Below are 25,243 nucleotides of genomic sequence, written 5' to 3'. Positions count from 1 at the left end.
GCCGCACCCGGTGCGGCACCCTTCGTCTGTCACGAGGCGCCGCGGCAGTTCAGCTGGGCGTCGATCTGCGCGGCGGTCCGGGGACCGTCACGCGTCCAGTACCGTCCCGCCGGGACGTGCGCGGCCCGGACCGCCCGGACGTCGAACACGTCCCCCGTCCCGTCGTCGCCGCCCGCGTAGACGACCGAGACGTCGAGGAACGCCGCCAGCGGTTCGGGCCGGGTCCGCGGGCTGGCGCTGCGGAACCCGTCCGCCGTCCAGAGCGTGACCGCGCCCCGTACCCCTTCCGGGGTCGTCGGCCCGTCCGCCCACCACAGCAGCCTCTCGGAGTCGCTGTCGTGGACCTCGACCCGGCCCACCCGGTCGGTGGGGCAGGTGGGTGCCTTGACCGAGACGCCGGACGCCTCGATCCGGATGCCCAGCACGACGGACGGCACCGGGTCGGACATGCCGCGGACCACGAACATCCAGGCACCGGCCGCCCCGAGGACCGCCAGGACGAGGAGCGATCCCGCCAGCGCGAACGGCCACACGGGACGCGGCCGGTTCCGGCTCAACAGGGGTACCCTCCGTCCTTCCAACCGGCGCGGCGCTCCCACTTGTTGTGGCAGGGATTGCCGCCCGCCCTGAGGTACATGTAGGCGAACCGGTACCCGTAGCGCTTCCACTGCTGCTTGTGCCTGCGCTCGTGGCGGATGCGGGCCTTCGAGGTGTACTTCTTGTTGTTCCAGGTGAAGTACGTCGTGCCGAGCGTGGTTCCGCCGCGTGCGTGCAGCCCGATGCCGCCGGTGCACACGCGCATACCGTAGCGGTACCGGCACCGGTAGCCCAGATAGCGGCTCCCGACGTACGCGAGCCCGACGCCCACGACCCGCGCCTGCTGGCGGTTCCGCCAGCGGGAGGCCTTGTGGTAGCCCCGCTTGAGGTAGTGCCAGGCGAGCTTCGCTCCGGGGCTGACGTGGAATCCCCAGAACCTGCCGTCGAGGTCGTAGCGGTTGACCGGGTCGCCGCCGCAGTAGTCGTAGGCGTTCGCCGAACCGCCGGGCACCGGGTCGACGGACAGGAACCGCCCGGTCGCCGGGTCGTACAGGCGCACGCCCATCAGGAGGGCGCCGGTGACCGTCTCGCTGGAGCGCTGCTTGCCACCGAGCCAACCGTAGCGGGTGGCTTCCGTCCCGCCCTGCGGATCGCCGAACTCGTCGAAGGCGAGCGCGGTCGGTGACGCGGCGGAGTCCAGCGGGAGTTCCACGGTCACATCGCCGTGGATGTCGGTCAGCTGCAGCACGACGCCGTCGGTGGCGCCGGTGACGGTGCCGAGGTCCCCGCCGATGTCCTGGACGTTCCGGCTGATGGTGCCGGCGGTCTCCTGGATCCAGTCGGGGCTGTCGCCGTCCGCGCCGTAGTGGTCGACCTTGGACCCGGTCCGGGTCCAGGTGCCGTCCGCGCCCAGGGTCTCGGTGGTCCAGGAGGCGATGCGGCCGTCCGCGTCCAGGTCCCAGGTCTGCCGGCTGGTGCCGGAGGTCTGCCGGCGGACGAGGTCGTCGGCGTAGTAGCCGATGGTCGCGCCGGAGGCCTGGGCGGTCGTGCGGCCGAAGGCGTCGTAGACCGTGCCGGGGGCCGACAGCCGGTCGGCGCCGTCGTAGGAGTACGACGTGGTGGTCGCGCCGGTGGAGGTGCAGGCGGCGCCGACGTCCGCGGTGGCGACGGCCAGAGCGGTGCGGTTGGTGTTGCGGTCGAAGGCGTAGTCGCGGCGGGTGCACGCTCCGTCCGGGTCGGTGTCGTCGGTCCGGACCAGGCGTCCGGCCGCGTCGTAGCCGTAGGCACGGCTGCGGCTCTGACCCGCGGTGTCGGCGTCGGCCACGATCTGCCCGTGGACGCTCAGGTCCGCGGTGTCGGCGGCGACGACGGTGCCGTCGCTGTCCCGGGTGTAGACGCGGGAGACGGTGGCGCCGGTCTCGTCCTGGGCGACGGCCAGGGTGTAGCCGCCGGGCAGCTTCTCGGTGGCCAGGTCGCCGTCCGCGTCGTAGGTCGCGGTGAAGGTGCCGGCGACCGAGTCGGTGCGGGACGTCTCCAGGCCGCGCGGATCCTGCGCGGTGTCGTAGGTGTAGGTGGTGGTGGACGGAGCGGAGTCGGTGGTCCGCACGGGCCGGCCGAGTGCGTCGTAGCTCGTGGCGGCGGTGTTGCCCGCGCCGTCGGCGTAGGAGATCTCCCGCCCGAGCACGTCGTCGACGTGCGTGACCGTTTGCCCGTTCGAGGTCACCGTGGCGACGGCGCCGCTGCCCGGGTCGTAGGTCGTCGTCGTCCCGGGCACCGCGGTGCCCACGCCGCCGGTGACCGAGGTCGCCGTCACGCGGCCCGCGGCGTCGCGGGTGCTGGTGGTCGTACGGGTGACGCCGTTCGCGGTCTCCGTCGTCCGCGCCGTGCTGCCCCAGCGGTCGTACTCGACGGTCTTCGTGGGCAGTTCGGCCGGCTGGGCGCCCGCATCGGTGACGGTGCCCGCAGGGCCGGTGGAGCAGACCAGGTCGGCCCACTCCGGGCGGCCGCCGCAGGGGCCGGTGCCGGTGGCCGACCAGTAGGCCGTGGTGGTGGCCCCGGCGTCCGAGCCGGACGACTTGGGCAGCGTGGTCAGCACCACCCGGCCCTGGGCGTCGTAGGCGGTGGTGCTCCTGAGCGCAAGTCCGTCGGGATCGGTGACCGTGGCGGTGGGCAGGCCCTTCACCCAGTCGTACTCGGTCCGCGTCGTGCGCACGTCACCGTCGGACGGGTAACCGTCCACGTACGCGCCCACCTTGCTGGTGGTGACCTGGTTGGCGACGGTGGCCGTGCCGTCGGTCGGGCGGCCCTCGTCGTAGGTGCTGACCGTGTGCTGCCGCGCCGCCACCCGCGCGCCGGCCGGCAGGTCGGTGCCGCCGGCGCCCGCGCCGAGCGGGGCGGCCAGGGTCACCAGGTGCAGCGGACCGTACTCGTCGGTCCTGCGCAGGCCGTCGGCGGAGTACACCGACCGCACCGACAGCAGCTCCGCCCGGTCGGCATCCGCCATCTGGTCGATGCTCAGGGCCGCCTGCTCCGCGCGCAGCTCACCCCCGGTGGCCAGGGCCAGCTCGCGGTCGGCCGCGCTCAGCGCGCGCACGGTGTTGCCGAAGCGGTCGTACTCGGTGGTGGTGACATGGCCGCCCGGGGTGGCGGAGTTCACCTCGCGCCCCGAGGCGTCGGTGTAGCTGACGGTCGCCCGCCCGTAGTCGCTCGCGACCAGGTCGGAACCGGTGTGGGACGGCGGTACGGCGTCCGCGGGGAACACGGCCGTGGCGTCGGTCGGTACGTCGCTCTGGCCCCATGCCGCGACGTCGGACGCGGCCATCGCGAGCGGCGCCCGGCTGCCGGACAGCGGCACGTCGTAGACGACGGCGGTGGTCGCCTGCGTGCCGTCGGTCTCGTCCTTGCTGCCCGCCTTCAGGTTGGGCCGGGACACCGACAGCAGCATGCCGTCCCCGGCGGTCGCGGCACTGCCGGCGCTGCCGTAGGCGAAACTCCAGGCCAGTTCACCGGGCGGGGTCATGGAGGCGACCCGGCCGGCGGAGTCGTAGCCGTAGGCGGTCTTCAGCGCCGGACTGATCCGCGGGTCCCACTCCTCGCGCAGCCGGCCGGCTGCGTCGTACACGTACTGGGCGACGACGGTCGCCGTCGCCGCGCCCGCACCCGGATCGGTCGCCCACTGCCTGACCTGCTTCACCTGGCCGGCGAAGTCGCCCAGGGAGGTGCCGGCGGTGGTGGTGGCCGCGTAGACGAACTCCACCATCCGGCAGCCCCGCGCCGACGGTGTCGCCTCGCACGTCGACGCCGGGACCGCCGAGGTCGGCGCGATGACGTACTTCGGACGGGCCAGCGTGCTGCCGCCGACGGTGACCTTCTCCGAGACCACCTTCGTGGTGGAGTTGTCCGTGGGCAGGAAGGTGCTCGACACCTGCCACGTCGTGGCGGCCGGGTCGACCTTGGCGAACGTCGTCGTGGTGCCGTCCTGGTCCTTGAGCGTGAACGCCCCGGTCGTCGAACCCGTCAGGGTCAGGTCCTCCGAGCCGGGCTCCGGCCTCCAGCCGCCGGAGGAGGTGGCCGTGAACCCGGTCTCGTCGCCGTCCACGTCCACCAGCGCCATCGAGGTGGCCGAGGTCGCCCGGACGTAGGACCAGTCCGACTCGGTGAGTTCCGCGGTCGTTCCGGAGGTCCACTGCGGGCCGAAGATCGCGACCTGGCCCTCCGCGTCGGCGCCCGCCGTGGGGCGGCGGGACGACGCGGTGCGCGACACCGACAGCCCGAAACCGGAGGCATCGGTCGCGGAGAGGGTGAAGTCGCCGGTCAGCATGTTCACCGCACCGGGACCGACATCCTCACTCGGGGCGGTGCCGGCCCTGCGGTCGACGGTGACGGTGTGCGGCTGGGAGTACGCCGTGGCCGAGCCGTCGGTGAAGGCGGCGCGCACGTCGACCGGGCCGTCCTCGGCGAGACTGCCGGTCACGTCCCAGGTGAGCGCCGCGGGCGAGCCGTTCGCCACGGCGACCGGCCAGGACGCCACGGCGGCCCCGCCGGTGGACGGGGAGACCTCGCCGACCGGCACGTCGTGCCAGGAGTCCGTCTCACCGCGCCGGTACTGGTAGGTGACGCCGGTGTAGGTCGTCCTGCCGGTCGAGGTCAGGCTGAGCCGGCGGGCCGCGACGTCACCCTGGCCCGGGGTGAGCAGCCCGGCACCGTCACCGACGCCGAAGGCGTACGACGTCGCCGACGCCGAGACGTTGCCGCCGGAGTCGACGGTCCTGGCGTACAGCGTGTGCCAGTCCTCGCCCGGCGCGACGGTCACGGTCAGCGCATGGCCGCCCGTCCCGTTGGCCGTGTCGTAGACCCGTTCGGGCACGGAGGAGTCGTCCAGGCCCCAGAAGTAGCCCAGGCCGTCGGACGAGGAGGTGTCCAGCGTGCAGGTGGCGCCGCCCTCGTCCACGGCCGTCCAGGTGTTCTCGCTGTACGGCGTGCAGGAGACGGACGGTGCGGCCGGCAGGGCCGTGTTCAGCACGAACGTCGTGTAGCCCGACCAGGCGCCGTAGTCCGTGCCGTCGTAGGCGCGCACCCGGAACCGCAGGTGCTTGCCGGCGGGGAACGCGCTCGCCGACGGGACCGCCAGGCCGGACGTGGAACCGGAGGCCACCGTCTTGCCGTACGCCGTGTACGCGTAGGTGGTGTCCGCGTAGGACGGGTCGGCGGTGATCTCGAACTGCCCCTGGGCGTTGCCGCCGTCGGCATCCGTCACCTTCGCCGACAGGGTCGGCGTCAGCGACGTGACGTACAGCTTGCCGTTGTAGGGGTTGGGGAAGTTCGGCGCGATCGCCGCCGAGGAGGCGGTGGCATAGGAGTTGTAGGTCACCACCAGCTTCGGCGCGAACCCGGAGGTGCCGTAGTTCGCCGAGCGGAACCGGCGCCAGCTCAACGAGTCGCTCTCGTCGGCGCTGCGGATCTGGATGCCGTGGTTCGTGGAGCCGTCGGCCCACGACTGCACCATGGACTGCAGGTTCCAGCTCGACCAGGCCGCCGGGCAGGACGCGTTGTAGCCCCAGTGGCCGGTGTTGGTCGCCATGCCGGTGGTCGTCGTCGACGGCTGCCCGCCCCAGGTGATCGACGACGAGGACCAGCCGGAGGTGATCCGCCGGGCCTGCGTCGCGGCACCGGAGGTGGAGCATGTCGACGAGTAGTAGTTGTACAGCGACATCGTTGCCGCGGTGATGTGCTTGCCGCTGAACTTCGAGACGTCGAACTTCAGGTACGCGCGCGCCACGTCGCTGCCGCCGTCGTACGTGCCCGACTTCAACTCGCCCGACGATATCTGCGAGTCGGGGTAGTCGGGGTTCTGCACCCAGGTGTCGGTGGTCACCGCGAGCGTGGTGGTCGGGTCGACCGTCACCGGATAGGCGGCCGAGTCCAGGAAGGCGGTGTCGGGGGTCAGGACGAGGGTCTGCGACCCGTCCGCCGCGGTCTCGATCGTCGTGCCGACCCGCTGCTGATGCGCCGACTCGCCGGAGGCCCTGTCCTTGCTGGAGTCCCACATCATCGGCGCCGGGGCCTCGGCGACCAGATGACCGGCGCCGTCCTTCAGCAGCAGGTGCCCCGAGTCGGCCCGGGACAGCCTCAGCCCGTCCAGGTGCAGCGGGATGCGGTACTCCACCGACCCGCCCTCGGGCCGACGGGTCAGCCTGATGTTCTCGGAGAAGCCCTGCGCCAGCGCCGTCACCGACAGCGTCTGACCGCCGCCCAGCCGGTAGGAGGCGGTGCTGCCCCGCACGTCGGGTGCCGGCAGTGTGTCCTGCCAGCCCAGCCCGAAGGTCTCCCGGCCCTTCCGCACCGAGGCCAGCTTCCGGTCACCGCCGTCGGAGACCGCGATGTCCGCCGCAGCCGCGGTCGGCGTCAGATCCGGACCGGTGTCGGACAGCGCCGTGTCGACGGCCTTCCACTGCCCGTTGCGCTGCACCCTGACCGGACCGGCGTACGCCTCGGTCTGCACCTGGCCGTTCGGCAGGGCGTACGTCGTCGAGTCCGCCGTTCGCGCGGACAACACCTCGATCCTGCGCCCTTGCAGACGTGCCATCAGCATCGCCGAGGCCTCGTCCTGAGCCTGCGCCGGACCGGTCCGGCCCGCGGCTCCGCCCGGCGCGGACAGCGGCGCACCGCCGACCGCCGGACCCCCGGCGAACGCAAGGCCGGTGTCCTGCGACACCAGGGTCGTCTCGGTGGCGACCAGCAGGGCCACGGCGACGGCGACCTGACGCAGCCGACGCGCCCGGGCCGTCCTTTTTCGTGATCTGTCATGAGTCACGGGTCTGTGACGCACGATCAGCTCCTTTCTGCCACTCCTGTGGTGGAGTCGACGAAACGGAGTGATCTTCACAGCAGGCCCGCGCCCCGCGCCGGCGTCCTCGGCCGCTCCTCGGGCCCAGGCCAAGAGGACGTCAAGTGGAGTGTGCGCTCCGCCTCTTGGCCGCCGCACGGGCCGCCCGTATTGAGCACGCGTGCCACAGTTCGGCCCCGCCCCGGCCCCCGCGAGGGCACGCAAACGTCCTCTCCCCGGCGCCTCAAGATTTTCCGAGGAAATGAAGGAAGAGGTGGAGAAATCATGAAAAGTCAGGTGCACGGCACCCTCCCGACCGCGAACCGCCCCGGACGCCCACCCCGGCGAGCATCGACAGGGCCCCGTCGTAGAGCCGTTGGCGCACCGTCCGGCCGGTCACCGCGCTCACCTCCCCGATGCGGGTTGAACACCGCCGCGAGCTGCGCCGTATCCCCCTGCGGAGCACACCCTCGGCGGCCCCGGCGGCCGGTGCGGGCAGGCGCGTGCCGCGGCGGCGAGGACCGGCCCCGGCCCGCGGGCCGACAGTGGGAGGAGCGGCGAGCGATGGGGGCGACGAGGCGATCCCCTCCGACGGCCGCCGCCCCGTGCCGTCCCCGCCGGGCGTCGGCCCACGGCCCCACCTCCCGCCCGCGGCACAGCGCACCGTATGCTGCGCCCCGCCCGCCCGGACGAGCCCACCGGGACCCGCACCGCCGCGCAGGCCCCCCGGAGCCCACCTCCCCGTCCGATCCCACCCGAGATCCTCCGCGACCCGCCCCGACCCGCGCCCGGACGGCTCCGGCCGGCCGGCACGCCCAGTGAGGAGCACCCCTTGCCCGTCCAGCACACCGCCCGCACGACGCTCCGGGCCGCGGCAGCCGGCGCCGGCGCGCTCACGGCCGTCCTCGCCCTCGCCGGCCCCGCCGCCGCCCACGCGGAGGTCGAGGCCGACACCCCGCAGGCTCTCGCCGAGAACGTCACCCTGACCTTCGTCTCCGAAGCCGAGTCCGACAGCGGCGGCTTCACCCGGGTGCGCGTCGTCCTCCCCGAAGGCATCGCCCCCGGCGACGTCACCCTCGCCGACGCCCCCGAGGGCTGGACACTCACGGCCTCCGCCGACGGCTACACCGTCGCCGGACCCGCCCTCAAGACCGGGGTCGACGCCGCGTACAAGATCAAGGTGCGGCAGTTGCCCGACACCGCACAACTCGTGTTCAAGACGGTCGAGACCTACTCCGACGGCAAGATCTCCCGCTGGATCGAGCTGCCCACCGACGGCGCCGAGCCCGAGGAACCCGCCCCTGTGCTGACACTGAAGCCCGCGGCCCCGGGCGCGGCCCCGCACACGCCCGGCCCGTCCGCCGGCCCCGACTCCGCCCCCGGCCCCGACTCCGCCCCCGCCACCGCCACGAGCCAGGACACCCCCGCCACCGGGAACCCACCCGCTCAGGAACAGGCCGCCGCGCACGACGACGGCCCCTCCACCGTCCTCGTCGCCGGCTCGGCCGCCGCCGTGCTCACCGCGCTGGGCGGCGGCTGGTGGCTGGCCCGCCGCCGAACCACCCGCACCGACTGACCGCCCCACCCGCCCCTCCAGGGTCGGCCCCGCCCACAGCCGGGCCCCCGCGGCCCCTGTACGGCCCCCCACCGCCGGCCTCGCCCCGCACCCGCCCCGCCGACCCCCAGGACCCCGGAGACACGACGAGTGGTACGCCGACGACCGCTACGAGATCTGCCCCGACGACCACGACCGGCCCGCCGCACGGCACGCACCCCCGCAGCGCTGCTGCTGGCGGCCGTCGTCGTCGCCCTGTCCCTCCTCGGCGGTGCCTCCCCGGCCTCCGCCCACGCGGTCATGACGGGCAGCGACCCCCGCGAGGGCACGGTGCTGAAGACCGCGCCGCAGCAGGTCACGGTGACGTTCGACGAACCCGTCGCCCTGGTCGAGAGTTCCCTGCGCGTCCTCGACCCCGACAACCGCCCGGCGACCGCCGGCGACCCCACCCACGCGGACGGCAGAGCCGACACCGCCCGCGTCCGCCTCACCGACGGCCTGGGCCGGGGCACGTACACCGTCTCCTGGCGGGTGGTGTCCGCCGACGGCCACGCCGTCTCGGGCGCGTTCACCTTCTCCGTCGGCGCACCCTCGCAGACCCGCGCGGTCGCGACCGCCCCCGCGGTGGACCCCGTCGTCCGCGCCCTCCACGGCACCGCACGCTACGCGGCCTACGCCGGCCTGGCCCTGCTGATCGGCGCCACCGTGTTCGTCCTCGCCTGCCGGCCCACGCCCGCCGCCGCACGGACGGCGCACCGCCTTGCCGCGGCCGGCTGGTGGACCCTGCTCGCGTCCACGGCACTGCTGCTGCTCGTGCGCGGGCCGTACGACAGCGGCGACGGCGCCGGTGGGGCACTGGACCCCGGCCTGCTGCGACACACGGCCGCCGGCCGGCCCGGTATCGCCCTGCTGGCCCGGCTGGCCCTGCTGCTCGCCGTGGCCCTCCCGGCACGGAACCGGCAGCCGATCACCGCACCCACCCGGCGCTCCGGCACCGCGGCGGCCCTGTGGGCACTCGCCCTGGCCGCGACCTGGGCGGCGGCCGACCACGCGGCCGTCGGCATCCAGGTCCCGGTCGCCGTGGCCGCCTCGATGCTGCACCTGGGGGCGATGACCGTATGGCTCGGCGGCCTGGCCGCACTGCTGACGGCGCTGTACCGGGCACCCGCCGAGGAACCGCTCCCGCCCACCGCCGTCGCCCGCTTCTCCCGGATCGCCATGACGGCGGTGGCCGTCCTCGCCGCCACCGGCGTCTACCAGTCCTGGCGCGGCCTGGGGTCCTTCGAGGCGCTGTTCACCACCGACTACGGCCGCATCCTCGCGTTCAAGGCCTGGGCGGTGCTGCTGATGCTCGCGGTCGCCCGGCACTCCCGCCGCTACACCCATCACCTGCTCCACGTCCCCGAACAGGAACGGACCCCGGTCACGGTGGGCGGCGGCGGACCGCCGCCACCGGACCGCGGAACCGACGGCGCCCGCCGCACGGAGGACGACACGCCGCACCCCGCACCCGAACCCCCCGACCACCGGAGGAGGCTGCGCCGCTCCGTCCTGGCCGAGACGGCCGTGGGCGTGGTGGTTCTCGCCCTGACCACCGTCCTGACGGCCAGTCAACCCGGACGGGCCGCCACCGAGGCGGCGTCGGTACGGCCCGTGGTCCCCGGCCAGCCGGACGTGAACCTGACCATGATCCCGTTCAACACCGGAAGCACCGCGCTCGCCGGCCGCGGCCGCGTCCAGATCACCCTGGAACCCGGCCGGGTGGGCCGGAACGTCGTGGAAGCCGTCGTCTACGGCGCGGACGGCAGCCCCGTGACCGTCCCCGAACTACGCCTGAGCCTCACCCTCCAGGACCGCCACATCGGCCCGCTGGACGCCCACCTCGCCGACGAGGGCGGCTACTGGGGCAGCGACACACTGGAACTGCCGATCGCCGGCACCTGGACGATGCGGGCCACGGTCCGCACCTCCGACATCGACCAGGTCACGGTCGAGAGGACGGTACGGATCGGACCGTGAGGGGTCGGGGACGTTGGGCCCGGGGGAGAGGTATCGCCCCACCAGCGCCTCGCAGATGACCTGCGGCTGTGCCCCACGAACTCCGGGAAACACAAGAAGGCGACGGCATCAGCTCCGTCAAGGACGACGTCACCCGTTGGTTCTGATCCACTCTCCCTGGAAGGGGGCCCGAAATGTCAGCGCCGCTGCCCATGCCCATCGAGTTCCGGTTGCCCGGTGAAGCTGCCGGCGTCGGGCTCGACGAGGACAGCTGCAGGAGGAGTCCCTGCCTCCACGACGGGCCGGGATCCGGCGAAACAGGTGCCTGGCCGCAAGCGGGGGCTGGTCTCGGACGCTCGACGATCGCTGGGAGCGAGGGGAGGGGAGCTCCGGCCTCGGTCGGACGACGCTCGTGAAGGGGCCGCTGCGTTCACCGAGAAGCGCCTCCCGGTGTGGACCGGTCGCTGACACGAGGCACGGCCCGGCGTCTCGGGCAGCCTCGGCCGCGCGATGGACCGGTTGGTGGAGCAGGCACGAGTTCCCGCCAGTGCCGTGACCGCAGTCGTTCGCCGGGTTGATGATCGGGGCCCGGACATCGCTGTCCGATGGCGGGCTGTGGCACGATGCCGCGGTGATCACCTCAGCCATAGCGCCCGTCGTTCCTGCAGGCCACCTGGCCAAGCAAGAACAACCCATGCTCGCCCTCCCCAGCGGTCTGGAGCTGCGTCCCTGGCGTGCCGGCGACGCCGACACTTTGGTGACTGCTGGTCAGGATCCGGCAATTCGCCAGTGGAACCTACTGGTCGTGGCCTCGCTTGCGGAAGCAGGGAAGCGTATCGAGCGCATGCACGAGCGCTGGCAGAACGAGCAGAGCGCCCTATGGGCCATCGCCCTCCCTGGCTGCGGCCAGGCCGTGGGCTTGATCGGCATGGATGACATCGATCTCGCTGGTGGCAGCGCCGAAGTCCTGTACTGGCTCCTGCCCGCAGGACGCGGCCGCGGCGTCATGGTCGAGGCCACGAAGCGCCTCAGCCGGTGGGCATTTGACGATCTCGGCCTCCACCGGCTCCGGCTGTGCCACTCGATGGCCAACCCGGCGTCGTGCCGAGTAGCGACCAAGGCCGGCTTCTCCGTCGAAGGCACGATGCGCGACGCGCTGCTGCATGAAGACGGATGGCACGACCAGCATCTGCACGCTCTGGTCCAGGGTGACATCTGACGGCCGGTCAGGCCAGGCGCATTCAATCGCTACGACCGCCAACCCGGCGAACCCATGCCGTCACAGCGCTAGCGTGCCCGTATGAGGCAGACGACGACGCCCCCGGCCCCCGTCCTCGGTATCCGCACCCTCAACCGCGCCACGCTGGAGCGCCAGTTGCTGTTGCGCCGTGCGGGCCGAACCGTGCTGGACGCGGTCGGGCATCTCCTGGGGCTGCAGGCGCAGAACGTTGCGCCGCCGTACTATGCGCTCGCTGCCCGCCTCGAAGGATTCGCCCCGGGCGACCTGGCCCGGCCCATGGCCGGCCGCGAGGTGGTGCGGATCGTCAGCTTGCGTTCCACCATCCACACCCACACCGCCGAAGACTGCCTCGCCCTCACCCAGTTCGCCCAGCCTGCCCGGGAGCGGGAACTGGGCGTCTTCCGCGAGGGGCTCGTGAACGTCGACCTCGACCGGCTCGCCGCGCTGGCCCGCGCCCTCGTCGAGGCCGAGCCGCGCACCCCGCAGCAGTTGCGCGAGGCGCTCGGTGCCGAGTGGCCGGAGGCCGACCCGCAAGCGCTCGGTGTCGCCGCCCGCTGTCGGCTGCCTCTCGTACAGGTCGTCCCGCGGGGCCTGTGGGGGGAGACCGGGCGGGTCGCCCTGACCACCGCCGAGCACTGGCTCGGTCGCCCCGCTCTACCGGCGCTCTCCCCGGACACCGTCGTGCGGCGCTACCTCGGGGCCTTCGGCCCGGCCTCCGTCAAGGACATGCAGGCCTGGGTCGGGCTGACCCGGCTGCGGCAGGCATGCGAACGACTCCGTCCCGAACTGGCCGTCTTCCGCGACCCCGCCGGCGTCGAGTTGTTCGACCTGCCCGAGGCCCCGCGCCCCGACCCGGAGACGCCGGCCCCGCCCCGCTTCCTGCCCGAGTTCGACAACCTGCTGCTGTCCCACGCGGACCGGGTCCGCGTCGTCCCGCCCGAGTACCGGGGCCGCAACCGGCAGGGCAACCAGGCGCACCGCACCTTCCTCGTCGACGGTTTCGTGGCCGGGCTGTGGGCCCTGCGCGAGGAGGCGCTCGTCATCGAGGCGTTCGGCCCGCTGGGCCGGGCCGAACGGGACGCGGTCATGACGGAGGCCGAGCGGATGCTGCAGGTCATGCACCCGCAGACGCGACACGACATTCGCTTCGCCGCCGTGCGGACCTGATCGCCTACGAGACGCCGCGAGCGGGGGAGGCGGGGAGGGCGGGGGAAGCAGGCGCGGGCGCCGCGGTGGGCCCTCCCCGCCGGTGCCCGGGCGGGCCGGGCGGGTTCCCGGGGATGGAGAGGGGGACGTTGCGGGCTGCTCGTGGAAGCTCGCAACGCCCCCCTGGTTTTCACCTGAGGGATGCTCAGGAGACTTCTGGGGCGACCGGCGCGTCCGCGCGGTCACGAGGGCGCGGTGGGTGGTCAGCCGGGTGAGGACACCCGGCTGACCGACCCCCGCACACTCCTCCCCCCAGGAAGTGGTTCCTGCCAGGACGCCCCCGATGAACAGGGGACCGCCGCTGTCGTCCTGGCAGGTGTCCAGGTCGCCGGACGGGTGTCCGGCACACACCGTGGCGTCCGCGGCGGGGGCGGAGCCGTACGGGTTGCTGCAGTTGGGGTCGGACACGGCCGGGACGGTCGCGGTCGCGTCCGGAGGGAGGAGGCGGGATGCTCCGGCGTGGTGCTCCGTGCCGGGACGCGGGCGGGTGCGCCCGCGGCGACGTGCGTGCCGCTCGACCGGGAGGAGGGGGCGGCCACTGCGCGCAGGGTGCCGAGGAATGCCGTCGCTGCATTCCGTCGTGCGCGGGTGGGCCCGGACATGCGTCTCCTCAGGTGTTGCCGGTGGGGGGTTCGACGGAGTGACGCGGTGGCGGGTTCGGGTTCCTCCGGCTGTTCGAGCCGGGGGATCGGACCTGCCCCCGTGTGCCCCGGCGAGCGGCACACCTTTACACTAGGGCGGCGCCGCGGCCGGCCCAATGAGGGAACCCCCTAACGGAGTTGGGCAGGGAAAACCCTCGGTCGCCTGTTCGGCCCGCCCGCACCGAACCCGCTTGGGACCGGCGTGGCGGTCACCCCACCGGTCTCACCGGGCACGGCACGCGATCCGCCGATCTCAGCCGACGTGGCGGTCACCCCGCCGCTCACCGGGCGTGCCACGTCACCCTCGGGTCTCGCGCGGCCTGGCGCCTCGGCCCGCCGGTCCCCGTCGGCGCAGCGGTCCCTCCGTCGGTCTCGCCGGGCGCGGCGGTCACCCACCGGCCTGAGCCGGGGCAGCGGTCCGGGCGCCGGTCCCCGTCGGCGCGGCGGTCTGAAGCCGGCGTGGCACGTCCCCCCGCCGGCTTCGGCCGGCGTGGCGCGTCTCCCCGCCCGGGCTCACTTGGCGTGGCGTCCCGCCGCCAAGCGGACGATGTCCACCCGTGACCGGATCCCGAGCTTGCGGTAGACGCGGGTCAGGGTCGCCTCGACGGTCTTGACGCTGATGAAGAGGCGCGAGGCGATCTCCCGGTTGGTCGCGCCCTCCATGACCAGCGCGGCGACCTGGCGTTCCATGGACGCCAGTCCCTCCAGGGCCGACTCCTTCCCCGGCGCCGGTGCCTGCGGTGCGGTGGGGCCCGCCGTGGCGGCCGCCTCGACCTGTCGTACCCACGGCACCGCGCGGCAGCGCCGGAAGAGCCGGGCCGCCTCGTCGTACGACGTCGGACCCGGTGCGGGTGTGGTCGCCGTCCGGGCGGTGCCGAGGGGGCGGGGCTGGGTGCGCAGCCGGGCGAGCGCGAAGGCGGTCCGGGCCTCCTCCAGGCCGTATCCCAGTTTGCTCAGCCGGTCCTGAACGGACGTCAGGCGGGCGACGGCGGCGTCCAGATCGCCGCGGGCGGCGCGTACGAGGGCTTCCGCGCGGTCCAGGACGGCCAGCACGCTCTCGCGGCCCAGGCGCAGGGCGTGCTCGCGGGTGACGTCGACGAGTTCCTGCGCCTCGGTGATCTCTCCGACGGCGACCAGGGCCTCGGCCAGGTCGCCGTGCCAGCGGCCGCGGGCGGGGTCGGTGACGCCCAGGCCCTGCTCCAACTCCCTTACGCGGCGCAGGGCGACGATGGCGGCCTGCGCGTCCCCGGCGACGAGGCGGGCGTAGCCGAGCGCGGCGAGGGCGCGGGAGAGGTACATCTGGTCGCCGTCCTCCTCGGCGTGCCGCGCGGCCTCCCTGGCGAGGGCCAGTGCCCGGTCGACGTCGCCGCCGGAGGCCTCGGCGAGGGAGGCGAGCATGGCGGAGGCGCCCTCGCCGATGCCGGAGTCGCGGGCGAGCCGCAGGCTCTCGCGGGACAGGTCCAGGGCCCGTCCGCAGTGGCCGGTGAGGAGTTCCGTCTCGGCGAGGGCCCGCAGGAAGTGGACCTCGCTCTCGACCATGCCGCGCTGGCGGACCTCGCGGAGCAGTCCGCTGATCGTGGTGCGGGCCTCGGGCAACTGGTCGCTCATCACGAGCCAGCGGAAGCGGGCGGCGCGGGGGCCGTTGTGGTGGCAGCTCACGTAGGGGTCCTGCGGTTCCCGCAGGGCGCGTCTGACGGTCGTGGGGGCGTCGGGGTGGCCCATCAGGGTCTCGGTGGAGGCCTGCAGGGCGAGTGCCATCAGTTCGGTGCGCCGGTCCGCGCCGCGGGCGGCCAGTTCGGCGGCGTGGGCGGCCTCCTGGCGGGCTTCGGCGAAGTCGCCCTCGACGACGAGGCCGCGCCAGGCCAGCTGGTAGTGGACGAGGGCGAGCAGGCGCGGGTCGTCGCCGGCGTCGGCGAGTGCCTGCGGGAAGACGGCGTCGACGTCGGCGAGGGCCTGTCCGGCGGACTCGATCACGACCATCCACGCGCGCACGCGCTGGGCGGGTGAGGTGGCGCGGGTGAGCACCTCGCGTGCGATGTCGCGGGCCAGGTCGACCTCGCCGGCGGTGATGGCGTCCTCGGCTGCCTGCAGGCGTCGCTCGTCCGCGCCGGGGACGCTTCCGGTGGGGGTGTGCCGGGCGGCGAGCAGCCCCAGGGAGGCGGCCACGGAGGGCGCGCCGCGGTCGCGGGCGAGGGCGGCGGCCTCGGCGAGCCGGGCGGCGACCTTCGGGTCGGTGCCGATGGTGGCGAGGGCGAGGTGCCGGGCTCGTTCGATGGGGTCCGAGGCGGCGGTGGACAGCGTGGCGTGGGCGGCCCGCCGTTCCTGGGCGGGTGCCTCCGCGTAGAGCGCGGCGGAGATCAGCGGATGGGCGAACCGTACGGTCGGGCCCTCGGGGTCGGTGGTGAGCAGGCCGAGCGCTGCGGCCTGGGCGCACTCGGCCTCGGCGTTCTCGCGGCCGGCGGCGTGCAGGAGGGCCGGTGTGGGGCGGGCTCCGGCGCTGGCCACGAGCAGGGTGCGCCGGGCTTCCTCGGAGAGCATGTCGAGGCGGCTGAGGACGAGTGCCCGCAGGGAGGTGGGTACCGGCAGGGGCTCGCCGGGGCGGGGTGGGGTGGGGTTCTCGCTGAGGGCGCGGCCCAGTTCGAGGGCGAAGAGGGGGTTGCCGCCGCTGGTGCGGTGGATGTCGCGGAGCGTGGAGCGGGACAGGCCGGTGTAGCCGCGGGCGTCGAGCAGGGTGGAGACCTGGGTGCGGGTGAAGGGGCCGAGCCGGACGGCGAGGGTGTTCGGTGGGGAGGCGTTCAGGTGCCGGTCGTACTCCTGGCCCTCGGTGCGGGCGGCGCAGACCATCTGCACGGGGGTGTCGCCGAGGCGGCGGGCGGCGAAGCCGAGCAGTTCGGCGCTGGCCGCGTCCAGCCACTGCAGGTCGTCGGCGACGATCAGGACGGGGCCGTCGGCGGCGAGCACGCGCAGCGCGGAGAGCACGGCCAGTCGCAGGGCCAGGCCGTCGCGGCGCAACGTGGGTTCGCCGCGGCCGGTGAGCGCGGACTCCAGGGCGTCGCGCTGGGCGGCGGGGAGCTGGTCGGCGATGTCCGGGAGGACCAGGCCGAAGAGGTCGGCCAGGGCGAGGAAGGGGAGGTGGGATTCGGACTCGGTGGCCGAGCAGCGCAGGACGGTGCGGGCCGCCTGGCCGTAATCCGCGGCCAATGCCCGCAGCACGGTCGACTTTCCAATTCCGGCGGGCCCGTGGAGCAGCACGCTGCCGCCGGAGGCGAGCTGCTCCCGCGCGGCGGTGAACAGCTCCTCCCGGCCGATGACCAGGTCGGGGCGGCACCTCGCAGGCTCCTGGAAGTCCCGTGGCACGGTCACCGCTCCCTCCGAGTGTCCTGTTCGGGCCAAATTCTAGGCAACGGGTCCTGCAATTCGGGCGGACGGTGTGGTGAGGGATATAACAACGAGACGCATAGGAAAATTCAAGCCACTGTCCACTGAATGGTCATCGGTCTGCAAGGCCCTGTAGGCCGGAGGTTACGGCAGGAGACCCGCCCGCCGCGCCTCCGCCACTGCTTCTCCACGGGTGTGCGCACCCAGCTTGCGCATGGCCGAGCGCAGATAGGACTTGACCGTCTCCGGCCGCAGCCGCAGCCGCTCCGCGATCGCCGCGTTGGTCGCGCCGGCCGCCACGCACGACAGCACGTCCAGTTCGCGCGGTGCCAGCGCCTGCGCCGGGGCCCCGGTCCCGGGTGTCAGCAGTCCGCAGGCCGCCAGCAGTTCCGAGCGCAGGTACGGGTCGGCGATGCGCGGGGCCAGGGCGCGCAGGGCCGCGTGCGCCTCCCGGACCTGCTCCCAGGCCGCGGCCGAACCGGACCGCGCGGCGGCGTCGGGGCGGGCCGCCGCCAGCAGGGCGCCCGCCTCCTCCCGTGCCACCAGCGCCTGCTCCACGTCCCGCGCCGCCGCGACGGCCTCGCCCAGTGCGCGGTCGCCGAGCGGCTGCGCGGTGCGCAGGGCGCCGTAGAGCACACCACGTACCCGCCGCCGCACCACCACCGGTACCGCCAGCACCGAGCGCAGCCCCTCCTCGGCCACCGCCGCGTCGTACTCGTGGCTGATCCTGCGCGACGAGGAGTAGTCGGTCACCGCGCAGGGACGCGCCAGGGCCACCGCCCTGCCGCCGAGGCCGCTGCCCGAGGCCACGGCCAGCGCGCGGAGCGCCGCGGTGACGTTGCCGCTCAGCTCGCTGATGCGCATCTGCCGCCGACCGGGGTCGACGAGGCCGCCGAAGGCGACGGGCAGCCCGGTCGTCCGTCGCAGCCGGGTCAGCGCACCGCTGATCTCCATCACTCCGGGTACGTCCGCTGTCACCTGCTCGACCCCTCTGCTGCGGCTCCGGTGAGACCCCCACCCCCGTTCGGGGGTAGTGAGACCTGCATCACGGATTACACGATGTCTCAGAGCCGCCCGGCAATGGTCCGGAACCGCCGGAATGCACCGATGGGCGCACCGGCGCCGGAAGGCCGGCCGCGACGGTCCCCCGGGGGCCGTGCGCGGCCGGGCCCCGGCACCGGCCGGAGCGCCCGGCGGCGAGACCGAGAACTGGGAGGACGGATGACGAGGGCTGTGACGGCGACGGAGGACTTCCGCAGGGCGAGGGACTTCCTGCTGCGGCACCGCGAGGACTACACCGCGGCCCACGAGGGCTTCACCTGGCCCCGGCCCGAGCGGTTCAACTGGGCCCTCGACTGGTTCGACGTCGTCGCGGACGGCAACGACCGCACCGCCCTGCACATCGTGGAGGAGGACGGCACCGAGGCCCGGCTGTCCTTCGCCGAGCTGTCCGACCGCTCGGACCGGGTGGCGAACTGGCTGCGCGAGCGCGGGGTGGCCGCCGAGGACCGGGTGCTGGTGATGCTGGGCAACCAGGCCGAACTGTGGGAGGTCGCGCTCGCGGCGATGAAGCTGCGCGCCGTCGTCATCCCCGCCACGCCGCTGCTGGGCCCGGCCGACCTGCGCGACCGCGTCGAACGCGGCCGGGTGCGGCACGTGGTGGTGCGGGCGGCCGACACCGGCAAGTTCGACGAGGTGCCCGGCGCCTACACCCGTATCGCCGTCGGCGGCGCGAGCGGGGACTGGCTGCCGTACGAGGAGGCGTACGCCGCGCCGGCCGGCTTCGCCCCGGACGGGCCGACCCTCGCCGACGACCCGCTGATGCTCTACTTCACCTCGGGCACCACCGCCCGGCCCAAGCTGGTGGAGCACACCCACACCTCCTACCCGATCGGGCACCTGGCCACCATGTACTGGATCGGCCTGAAGCCCGGCGACGTACACCTGAACATCTCCTCGCCCGGCTGGGCCAAGCACGCCTGGTCCAACCTCTTCGCCCCGTGGAACGCCGAGGCGACCGTCTTCATCCACAACTACACCCGCTTCGACGCCGCCCGGCTGATGGCGGAGATGGACCGAGCCGGGGTGACCGCCTTCTGCGCACCGCCGACCGTGTGGCGGATGCTCATCCAGGCCGACCTCACCCAGCTCGCCACGCCGCCGCGGGAGGCGGTGGCCGCCGGTGAGCCGCTCAACCCGGAGGTCATCGAGCAGGTCCGGCGGGCCTGGGGGGTCACCATCCGGGACGGCTTCGGGCAGACGGAGACGGCCGTGCAGGTCGCCAACAGCCCGGGCCAGCCGCTGAAGACGGGGTCCATGGGCAGGCCCAGCCCCGGCTACCGCGTCGAACTGCTCGACCCGGTCACCGGAGCGACGGGCGCGGTCGAGGGCGAGATCGCCCTCGACCTGTCCGACCGCCCGGTCGGCCTGATGACCGGCTACCACGGCGACGCCGACCGCACCGCGGAGGCGATGGCCGGCGGCTACTACCGCACCGGTGACATCGGCTCCCGCGACGCCGACGGCTACATCACCTACGTCGGTCGCGCCGACGACGTCTTCAAGGCCTCCGACTACAAGATCAGCCCGTTCGAGCTGGAGAGCGCCCTGCTGGAGCACGAGGCGGTCGCGGAGGCCGCCGTCGTCCCCGCGCCGGACGAGCTGCGCCTGGCGGTGCCGAAGGCCTACGTGGTGCTGGCGCAGGGCTGGGAGCCCGGACCGGACACCGCCAAGGTCCTCTTCGAGCACAGCCGTGAGGTCCTCGCCCCCTACAAGCGCATCCGCCGGCTGGAGTTCGGCGCGCTGCCCAAGACCGTCTCCGGCAAGATCCGCCGGATCGAGCTGCGTGAGGCCACGGCCGCCGGATCCGGCGCCGAGTACCGCGAGGAGGACTTCCGGTGAGCGACCTGTCGTACACGCACGGGACGAGCGGGACCGCCCTGCTCGGCGACACGATCGGCGCCGACCTCGACCGGGCGGTGAACGCCTGGCCGGACCGCGAGGCGCTGGTCGACGTGCCGTCCGGGCGGCGCTGGACCTACGCCGAGTTCGCCGCGGACGTCGAGAGACTGGCGTACGCGCTGATCGCGTCCGGGATCGCCAAGGGCGACCGGGTGGGCATCTGGGCCGTCAACTGCCCCGAGTGGGTCCTCGTCCAGTACGCCACGGCCCGTATCGGCGCCGTCATGGTCAACATCAACCCGGCCTACCGGACCCACGAGGTCGAGTACGTCCTCGACCAGGCCGGGATCTCGCTGCTCTTCGCCTCCCTGCGGCACAAGGGCAGCGACTACCGGGCGATGGTGGAGCAGGTGCGGCCCCGCTGCCGTGGGCTGCGCGAGACGGTGTACATCGGCGACCCGACCTGGGACGCCCTGGTCGCCCGCGGAACGCCCGCCCCGTTCCCGGAGTTGTCCTGCGACGACCCGATCAACATCCAGTACACCTCGGGCACGACCGGCTTCCCCAAGGGGGCCACGCTCTCCCACCACAACATCCTCAACAACGGCTACTTCGTCGGAGAGCTGATCGGCTACTCGGAGCAGGACCGGGTGTGCGTCCCGGTGCCCTTCTACCACTGCTTCGGCATGGTGATGGGGAACCTGGCCGCCACCTCGCACGGCGCCTGCATCGTCATCCCCGCCCCCTCCTTCGAGCCGAAGGCCACCCTGGAGGCCGTCCAGCAGGAGCGCTGCACCTCGCTGTACGGCGTCCCGACGATGTTCATCGCCGAGCTGAACCTGCCGGACTTCGCCTCCTACGACCTCTCCTCGCTGCGCACGGGCATCATGGCCGGCTCGCCGTGCCCCGCGGAGGTCATGAAGCGGGTGGTCGCGGACATGCACATGCAGGAGGTCTCCATCTGCTACGGCATGACGGAGACGTCCCCGGTGTCGCTGCAGACGCGGATGGACGACGACCTGGAGCACCGCACGGGCACCGTCGGCCGCGTCCTGCCGCACATCGAGGTGAAGGTCGTCGACCCGGCGACCGGCGTGACCCTGCCGCGCGGCGCGGCGGGGGAGCTGTGCACCCGCGGCTACAGCGTGATGCTCGGCTACTGGGACGAGCCCGAGAAGACCGCCGAGGCCGTCGACGCCGGGCGCTGGATGCACACCGGGGACCTGGCGGTGATGCGGGAGGACGGCTACGTCGAGATCGTCGGCCGCATCAAGGACATGATCATCCGGGGCGGGGAGAACATCTATCCCCGTGAGATCGAGGAGTTCCTCTACGGCCATCCGAAGATCCAGGACGTGCAGGTGGTCGGTGTGCCGCACGAGACGTACGGCGAGGAGGTGCTCGCGTGCGTCATCCCGCGCGACCCGGCGGACCCGCCGACGCTGGAGGAGCTGCGCGACCACTGCGCGGGGCGCCTGGCGCACTACAAGGTGCCGAGCCGGCTGCAGGTGCTCGCCTCCTTCCCGATGACGGTGTCGGGGAAGGTGCGCAAGGTGGAGCTGCGGGAGAAGTACGCCGTCTGAGCCGCCTCGACGGGACTCACCGGCCGCGCGCGCCGCGCGGCCGGTGACGGTGGGCACCGGCCGCGACGGTGTGGTGGGGTGCGGCGGGGCGAGGGGGCGACGGTCAGTGCGGGTCCGTGCCGGCCAGGTCGCGGGCTGGTCCGTTCGCGGGCAGCGGCGTTCCCGTCGGGCCCAGGACGAACAGCGGCACGCCCAGCGAGTCGGCGCGGTCGCGGGCGTCGGGGGCGTATCCGGTCAGGGAGAAGTAGACGCAGCCCGCCGACTCCGTCATCGCCGTCAGCCACAGGCACTCCACGTCCCGCACGGAGGCCCGGCACGCCGTCGGGTCGACCTGGGCCAGCATGCCGCGTGCGGCCAGGCCGATGCCGTGCGGGGGCCGCTGGTCGGCCCGGCGTACGTCCGGGTATCCGAGCCAGCGCAGATACAGCGCGGCGACCGTGACGGCGTCCCGCGCGGTGCGGATCGCCACCGGCCGGAACACGCCGCGCCGCTGCTCAGGGCCGTGGGACGGACCCGCCGCCGGAACCGGCGGCCGTGCCCTCGCGCCCGAGGCCGCTTCCGCCTCCGCTCCCGATGCGGTGTGCGGTGCTGCGGCGTCCGGGCGCGCCGTCGATCGTGGCGGCGCTGTCGCAGCCGGGTCGTCCGGCGCCGCCGGCCCGGCATCGCTCCACGGCTGCGCCCCGGCCCCCGCCTCCGTGCCGGTCGGCGCCGTCCGTTCGGCGCCCGCGCGGGCCACCGGAATCCTGAGCACCGTCCCGCACGGGCAGTCCAGCTCCGGCTGCGGCCAGTGCGCGCGCCGGCCGCATGCCGGGCAGTCCACCGCGATCCACTGCTCGTCCCAGACGCGGTGGGTGACGGCCGTCGGCGCCGTCCGGGGGTCCAGCGGCGCGGCGACCGGGGCGCCGCAGGCACAGGGATAGGAGGGCGCCGCGTACAGGTGCTCGCGGCGGCACGCGGGGCAGCGCACCGGCACGCTCTCGGTCATGGCCCACTCCAGGACGGCCTCGCGTCGGGTCAGCGCCCCCATGGTGCTCCACCCGCCCCCCGCTTGTCCGTCTCTTGACGCCCCTTCGCCCATCCGCCTACATTGCTTCCAGATCGTAGAAAGTATTTTCCGCTATACGGAATCTGAACTCACCGCGGGGCGCGACGGGAGTGCGAATCCGACAGCCGAAGCAGGAGTACTCGATGGCTCGTATGACCGCTGCCCGCGCGGCAGTTGAGATCCTCAAGCGCGAGGGCGTCACGGACGCCTTCGGTGTGCCGGGCGCCGCGATCAACCCCTTCTACAAGGCGCTGAAGGAGGGCGGCGGCATCACGCACACCCTCGCCCGCCACGTCGAGGGCGCCTCGCACATGGCCGAGGGCTACACCCGCACCGCGCCGGGCAACATCGGGGTCTGCATCGGCACCTCCGGCCCCGCCGGCACCGACATGATCACCGGCCTGTACTCGGCCATCGGCGACTCGATCCCGATCCTGTGCATCACGGGCCAGGCGCCCACCCATGTCATCCACAAGGAGGACTTCCAGGCCGTCGACATCGCGTCGATCGCCAAGCCCGTCACCAAGATGGCGGTCACCGTGCTGGAGGCCGCGCAGGTGCCCGGAGTGTTCCAGCAGGCCTTCCACCTGATGCGCTCCGGCCGCCCCGGCCCCGTCCTGATCGACCTGCCGATCGACGTCCAGCTGACCGAGATCGAGTTCGACCCGGAGACGTACGAGCCGCTGCCCGTCTACAAGCCGGCCGCGACCCGCGCGCAGATCGAGAAGGCGCTCTCCTTCCTGCTGGCCGCCGAGCGTCCGGTCATCGTCGCCGGCGGCGGCATCGTCGGCGCCGACGCCTCGGACCTGCTGGTCGAGTTCGCGGAGCTGACGCAGACGCCCGTCGTCCCCACCCTGATGGGCTGGGGCACCTTGCCCGACGACCACGAGCTGAACGCCGGCATGGTCGGTGTGCAGACCTCGCACCGCTACGGCAACGCCAACTTCCTGGAGTCCGACGTCGTCCTCGGCATCGGCAACCGCTGGGCCAACCGCCACACCGGTTACAAGCTGGACGTCTACCGGCAGGGCCGGAAGTTCGTCCACGTCGACATCGAGCCCACCCAGATCGGCAAGATCTTCCCGCCGGACTACGGAGTCGTCTCCGACGCCAAGGCGGCCCTGGAGCTGTTCGTCGAGGTGGCGCGGGAACTCAAGGCGGCGGGCAGGCTCCCGGACCGGTCCGCGTGGGTCGCCTCCACCCAGGACCGCAAGGCCGCCCTGCTGCGCCGCACCCACTTCGACGACGTCCCGATGAAGCCTCAGCGCGTGTACGAGGAGATGAACAAGGCCTTCGGCCCCGAGACCCGGTACGTCACCACCATCGGCCTCTCCCAGATCGCCGGCGCGCAGATGCTGCACGTCTACAAGCCGCGCCACTGGATCAACTGCGGCCAGGCCGGCCCGCTCGGCTGGACGATCCCCGCCGCGATCGGCGTCGCCAAGGCCGACCCCGACGCCCCGGTCGTCGCGCTCTCCGGCGACTACGACTTCCAGTTCCTCATCGAGGAACTGGCGGTGGCCGCGCAGCACCGGATCCCCTACGTCCACGTCCTGGTCAACAACTCCTACCTCGGCCTGATCCGCCAGGCGCAGATCGGCCTGGACATCAACTTCCAGGTCAACCTGGAGTTCGAGAACATCAACTCCCCGGAACTCGGCGTCTACGGCGTCGACCACGTCAAGGTCGCCGAGGGGCTGGGCTGCAAGGCGATCCGGGTCACCGAGCCGGAGCAGCTGGGGGCCGCCTTCGAACAGGCGAAGAAGCTGGCCGCCGAGTACCGGGTGCCCGTGGTCGTCGAGGCGATCCTGGAGCGGATCACCAACATCTCGATGAGCCGCACCATGGACATCAGCGACATCTCCGAGTTCGAGGACCTGGCCACCGAGCCCGGTCACGCGCCCACGTCGATCAGGCCGCTGAAGGTCTGACCCGCCGATCGGTCCAGGGGGCGGTCCCGTACGGGACCGCCCCCTTTTGTGCGTGCCCGCTTCCTTGCGTGTGCCCGCTTCCCCAGCGACCGGCGCGCTCCCGCACGCCCACGCCTCTGCCCGGCCCGGCAGGTGGCGGTCGGCGTTCAGCCGGCGGGAGGCATGGGGATCGGCTGGTGCGCGAGAGTCGGCTTCGAAGCCGCCGCGAGCCTGCGGAGGAAGGGCTCGGGCAAGGCGCGAGGACGTCCGAGCGGGCGCGGCGTGCGGCGCGTCGGGCCGCGCGGGGTGCGGGCCGTGACCGACGTGCCGGGGCGGGCGTACGGGACCGGCCGCGGACCCCGGCCGGTCCGGTTGCGTACCGGGGGCTCGGGGCTGCGCCCGAGCCGGAGCCCTGCCCGGGGCGGGGTGCGGAGCCCGGTGCCGATCTCTCCCGGCCGACCGCGTTCCTACGACCCGCCGGACGCGTCGGTGCCGTGCTCGTGGTGTTCCGACAGGCCGGGCCAGTCGTCCGGACCGCCGCCCTGCCACTCGATGAGGTCGCTGGCCGCCACGTCCGTCACGTACAGGTCGGCCAGCCGCAGGATCTCGCTCACGTCGTCCACGTGCGTGGCGATCCCGAGCGTCTCCGCGCCCGCGGTGACGCGCCGCGAGCCGTCCAGCGCCGGGGGATGCACCACGACGTGCTGATGCCGCGTTGGGTGTGCCATGCCTTCAGGCTGCGGCGTGCGCCGTGGATCCGCACGCCGGACGGCCCCGGCCCCGCCTCACGCGCGCGGCGGACCACCGCGGGGCCGTCAGGAGCCTCCGGGCATACGACAGTGGGCCTGCGGAGGGCTGCGGAACAGGCCGATACCGCCCCCCGGTACTCCGCCGGGCGGCGGCGGTGCGTGTGCGCCGAGCGGG

General features: G+C 73.5%; 13 protein-coding genes and 1 pseudogene. 7 read left to right on the top strand and 7 right to left on the bottom strand.

The genetic code is table 11. The annotated features are described in order from the left end of the window. Positions 1-29 precede the first annotated feature (29 nt). Together JS756_RS10985 and JS756_RS10980 are read right to left on the bottom strand one after the other, a co-directional pair. Entirely contained in the window at positions 30-557 is a 528-nt protein-coding gene (locus JS756_RS10985) for a hypothetical protein (RefSeq protein WP_240203558.1), read from the bottom strand. After that, complete coding sequence (locus JS756_RS10980; RefSeq protein ID WP_307790501.1) at positions 554-6,784, bottom strand: DNRLRE domain-containing protein; 6,231 nt, start codon at positions 6,782-6,784, stop codon at positions 554-556. The genes JS756_RS10985 and JS756_RS10980 overlap by 4 nt, the downstream gene beginning before the upstream one ends. A 910-nt stretch (positions 6,785-7,694) precedes the next feature. On the opposite strand from JS756_RS10980, the gene JS756_RS10975 reads away from it, so the two are divergent. The 4 genes from JS756_RS10975 to JS756_RS10960 all read left to right on the top strand — a co-directional run bounded on the left by JS756_RS10975 (position 7,695) and on the right by JS756_RS10960 (position 12,822). After that, positions 7,695-8,438: a DUF1775 domain-containing protein gene (locus tag JS756_RS10975; RefSeq protein ID WP_205382825.1), complete on the top strand. Its 744-nt coding sequence runs from the start codon at positions 7,695-7,697 to the stop codon at positions 8,436-8,438. A gap of 210 nt (positions 8,439-8,648) precedes the next feature. Then, the gene (locus JS756_RS10970) at positions 8,649-10,436 is read left to right on the top strand and encodes a copper resistance CopC/CopD family protein (RefSeq protein WP_240203598.1); all 1,788 of its coding nucleotides are present in this window, start codon (positions 8,649-8,651) and stop codon (positions 10,434-10,436) included. Positions 10,437-11,109: 673 nt separating this feature from the next. Beyond that, on the top strand, positions 11,110-11,634 hold the full coding sequence (locus JS756_RS10965; protein ID WP_205382894.1) for a GNAT family N-acetyltransferase: 525 nt from the start codon (positions 11,110-11,112) through the stop codon (positions 11,632-11,634). Between the two features lie 81 nt (positions 11,635-11,715). Then, positions 11,716-12,822 (top strand): winged helix DNA-binding domain-containing protein, encoded by a 1,107-nt coding sequence (locus tag JS756_RS10960; RefSeq protein WP_205382824.1) that lies wholly within the window; start codon positions 11,716-11,718, stop codon positions 12,820-12,822. Positions 12,823-13,071: 249 nt separating this feature from the next. Here the strand turns inward: JS756_RS10960 and JS756_RS38540 are convergent. The 3 genes and pseudogenes from JS756_RS38540 to JS756_RS10945 all read right to left on the bottom strand — a co-directional run. Beyond that, positions 13,072-13,584, bottom strand: a pseudogene (locus tag JS756_RS38540) (trypsin-like serine protease); the annotation flags it as partial. 431 nt (positions 13,585-14,015) lie between these two features. Then, the gene (locus tag JS756_RS10950; RefSeq protein WP_205382823.1) at positions 14,016-16,865 is read right to left on the bottom strand and encodes a helix-turn-helix transcriptional regulator; all 2,850 of its coding nucleotides are present in this window, start codon (positions 16,863-16,865) and stop codon (positions 14,016-14,018) included. A 159-nt stretch (positions 16,866-17,024) separates the two neighbouring features. Beyond that, a complete protein-coding gene (locus tag JS756_RS10945; protein WP_205382822.1) occupies positions 17,025-17,858 on the bottom strand; it encodes a helix-turn-helix transcriptional regulator in 834 nt (277 codons plus the stop codon). A 243-nt stretch (positions 17,859-18,101) separates the two neighbouring features. On the opposite strand from JS756_RS10945, the gene JS756_RS10940 reads away from it, so the two are divergent. Beyond that, entirely contained in the window at positions 18,102-19,781 is a 1,680-nt protein-coding gene (locus tag JS756_RS10940) for an AMP-binding protein (protein WP_205382821.1), read from the top strand. Beyond that, positions 19,778-21,364 (top strand): AMP-binding protein, encoded by a 1,587-nt coding sequence (locus JS756_RS10935; protein WP_205382820.1) that lies wholly within the window; start codon positions 19,778-19,780, stop codon positions 21,362-21,364. The genes JS756_RS10940 and JS756_RS10935 overlap by 4 nt, the downstream gene beginning before the upstream one ends. Before the next feature lie 103 nt (positions 21,365-21,467). Here JS756_RS10935 and JS756_RS10930 read toward each other — a convergent pair whose 3' ends face one another. Next, a complete protein-coding gene (locus JS756_RS10930; protein ID WP_205382893.1) occupies positions 21,468-22,349 on the bottom strand; it encodes a hypothetical protein in 882 nt (293 codons plus the stop codon). A gap of 203 nt (positions 22,350-22,552) precedes the next feature. Here JS756_RS10930 and gcl point away from each other — a divergent pair, with 203 nt between their 5' ends. Beyond that, positions 22,553-24,340, top strand: coding sequence for a glyoxylate carboligase (gene gcl / locus JS756_RS10925; protein WP_205382819.1), 1,788 nt, complete (start codon positions 22,553-22,555; stop codon positions 24,338-24,340). Positions 24,341-24,786: 446 nt separating this feature from the next. On the opposite strand, the gene JS756_RS10920 is transcribed toward gcl, so the two are convergent. Next, entirely contained in the window at positions 24,787-25,047 is a 261-nt protein-coding gene (locus JS756_RS10920) for a hypothetical protein (protein WP_205382818.1), read from the bottom strand. Positions 25,048-25,243 lie beyond the last annotated feature (196 nt).

This window comes from Streptomyces actuosus (genome assembly GCF_016921115.1).
Lineage (GTDB): Bacteria > Actinomycetota > Actinomycetes > Streptomycetales > Streptomycetaceae > Streptomyces > Streptomyces actuosus_A.
This window is presented reverse-complemented; position numbering and strand designations above follow the sequence as displayed.

Excerpts from the sequence above, each read along its gene's own strand:
- JS756_RS10965 (WP_205382894.1), top strand. The coding sequence starts at position 11,110 with ATGCTCGCCCTCCCCAGCGGTCTGGAGCTGCGTCCCTGGCGTGCCGGC.
- JS756_RS10960 (WP_205382824.1), top strand. The coding sequence starts at position 11,716 with ATGAGGCAGACGACGACGCCCCCGGCCCCCGTCCTCGGTATCCGCACC.
- JS756_RS10940 (WP_205382821.1), top strand. The coding sequence starts at position 18,102 with ATGACGAGGGCTGTGACGGCGACGGAGGACTTCCGCAGGGCGAGGGAC.
- JS756_RS10930 (WP_205382893.1), bottom strand. The coding sequence starts at position 22,349 with ATGACCGAGAGCGTGCCGGTGCGCTGCCCCGCGTGCCGCCGCGAGCAC.
- gcl (WP_205382819.1), top strand. The coding sequence starts at position 22,553 with ATGGCTCGTATGACCGCTGCCCGCGCGGCAGTTGAGATCCTCAAGCGC.
- JS756_RS10920 (WP_205382818.1), bottom strand. The coding sequence starts at position 25,047 with ATGGCACACCCAACGCGGCATCAGCACGTCGTGGTGCATCCCCCGGCG.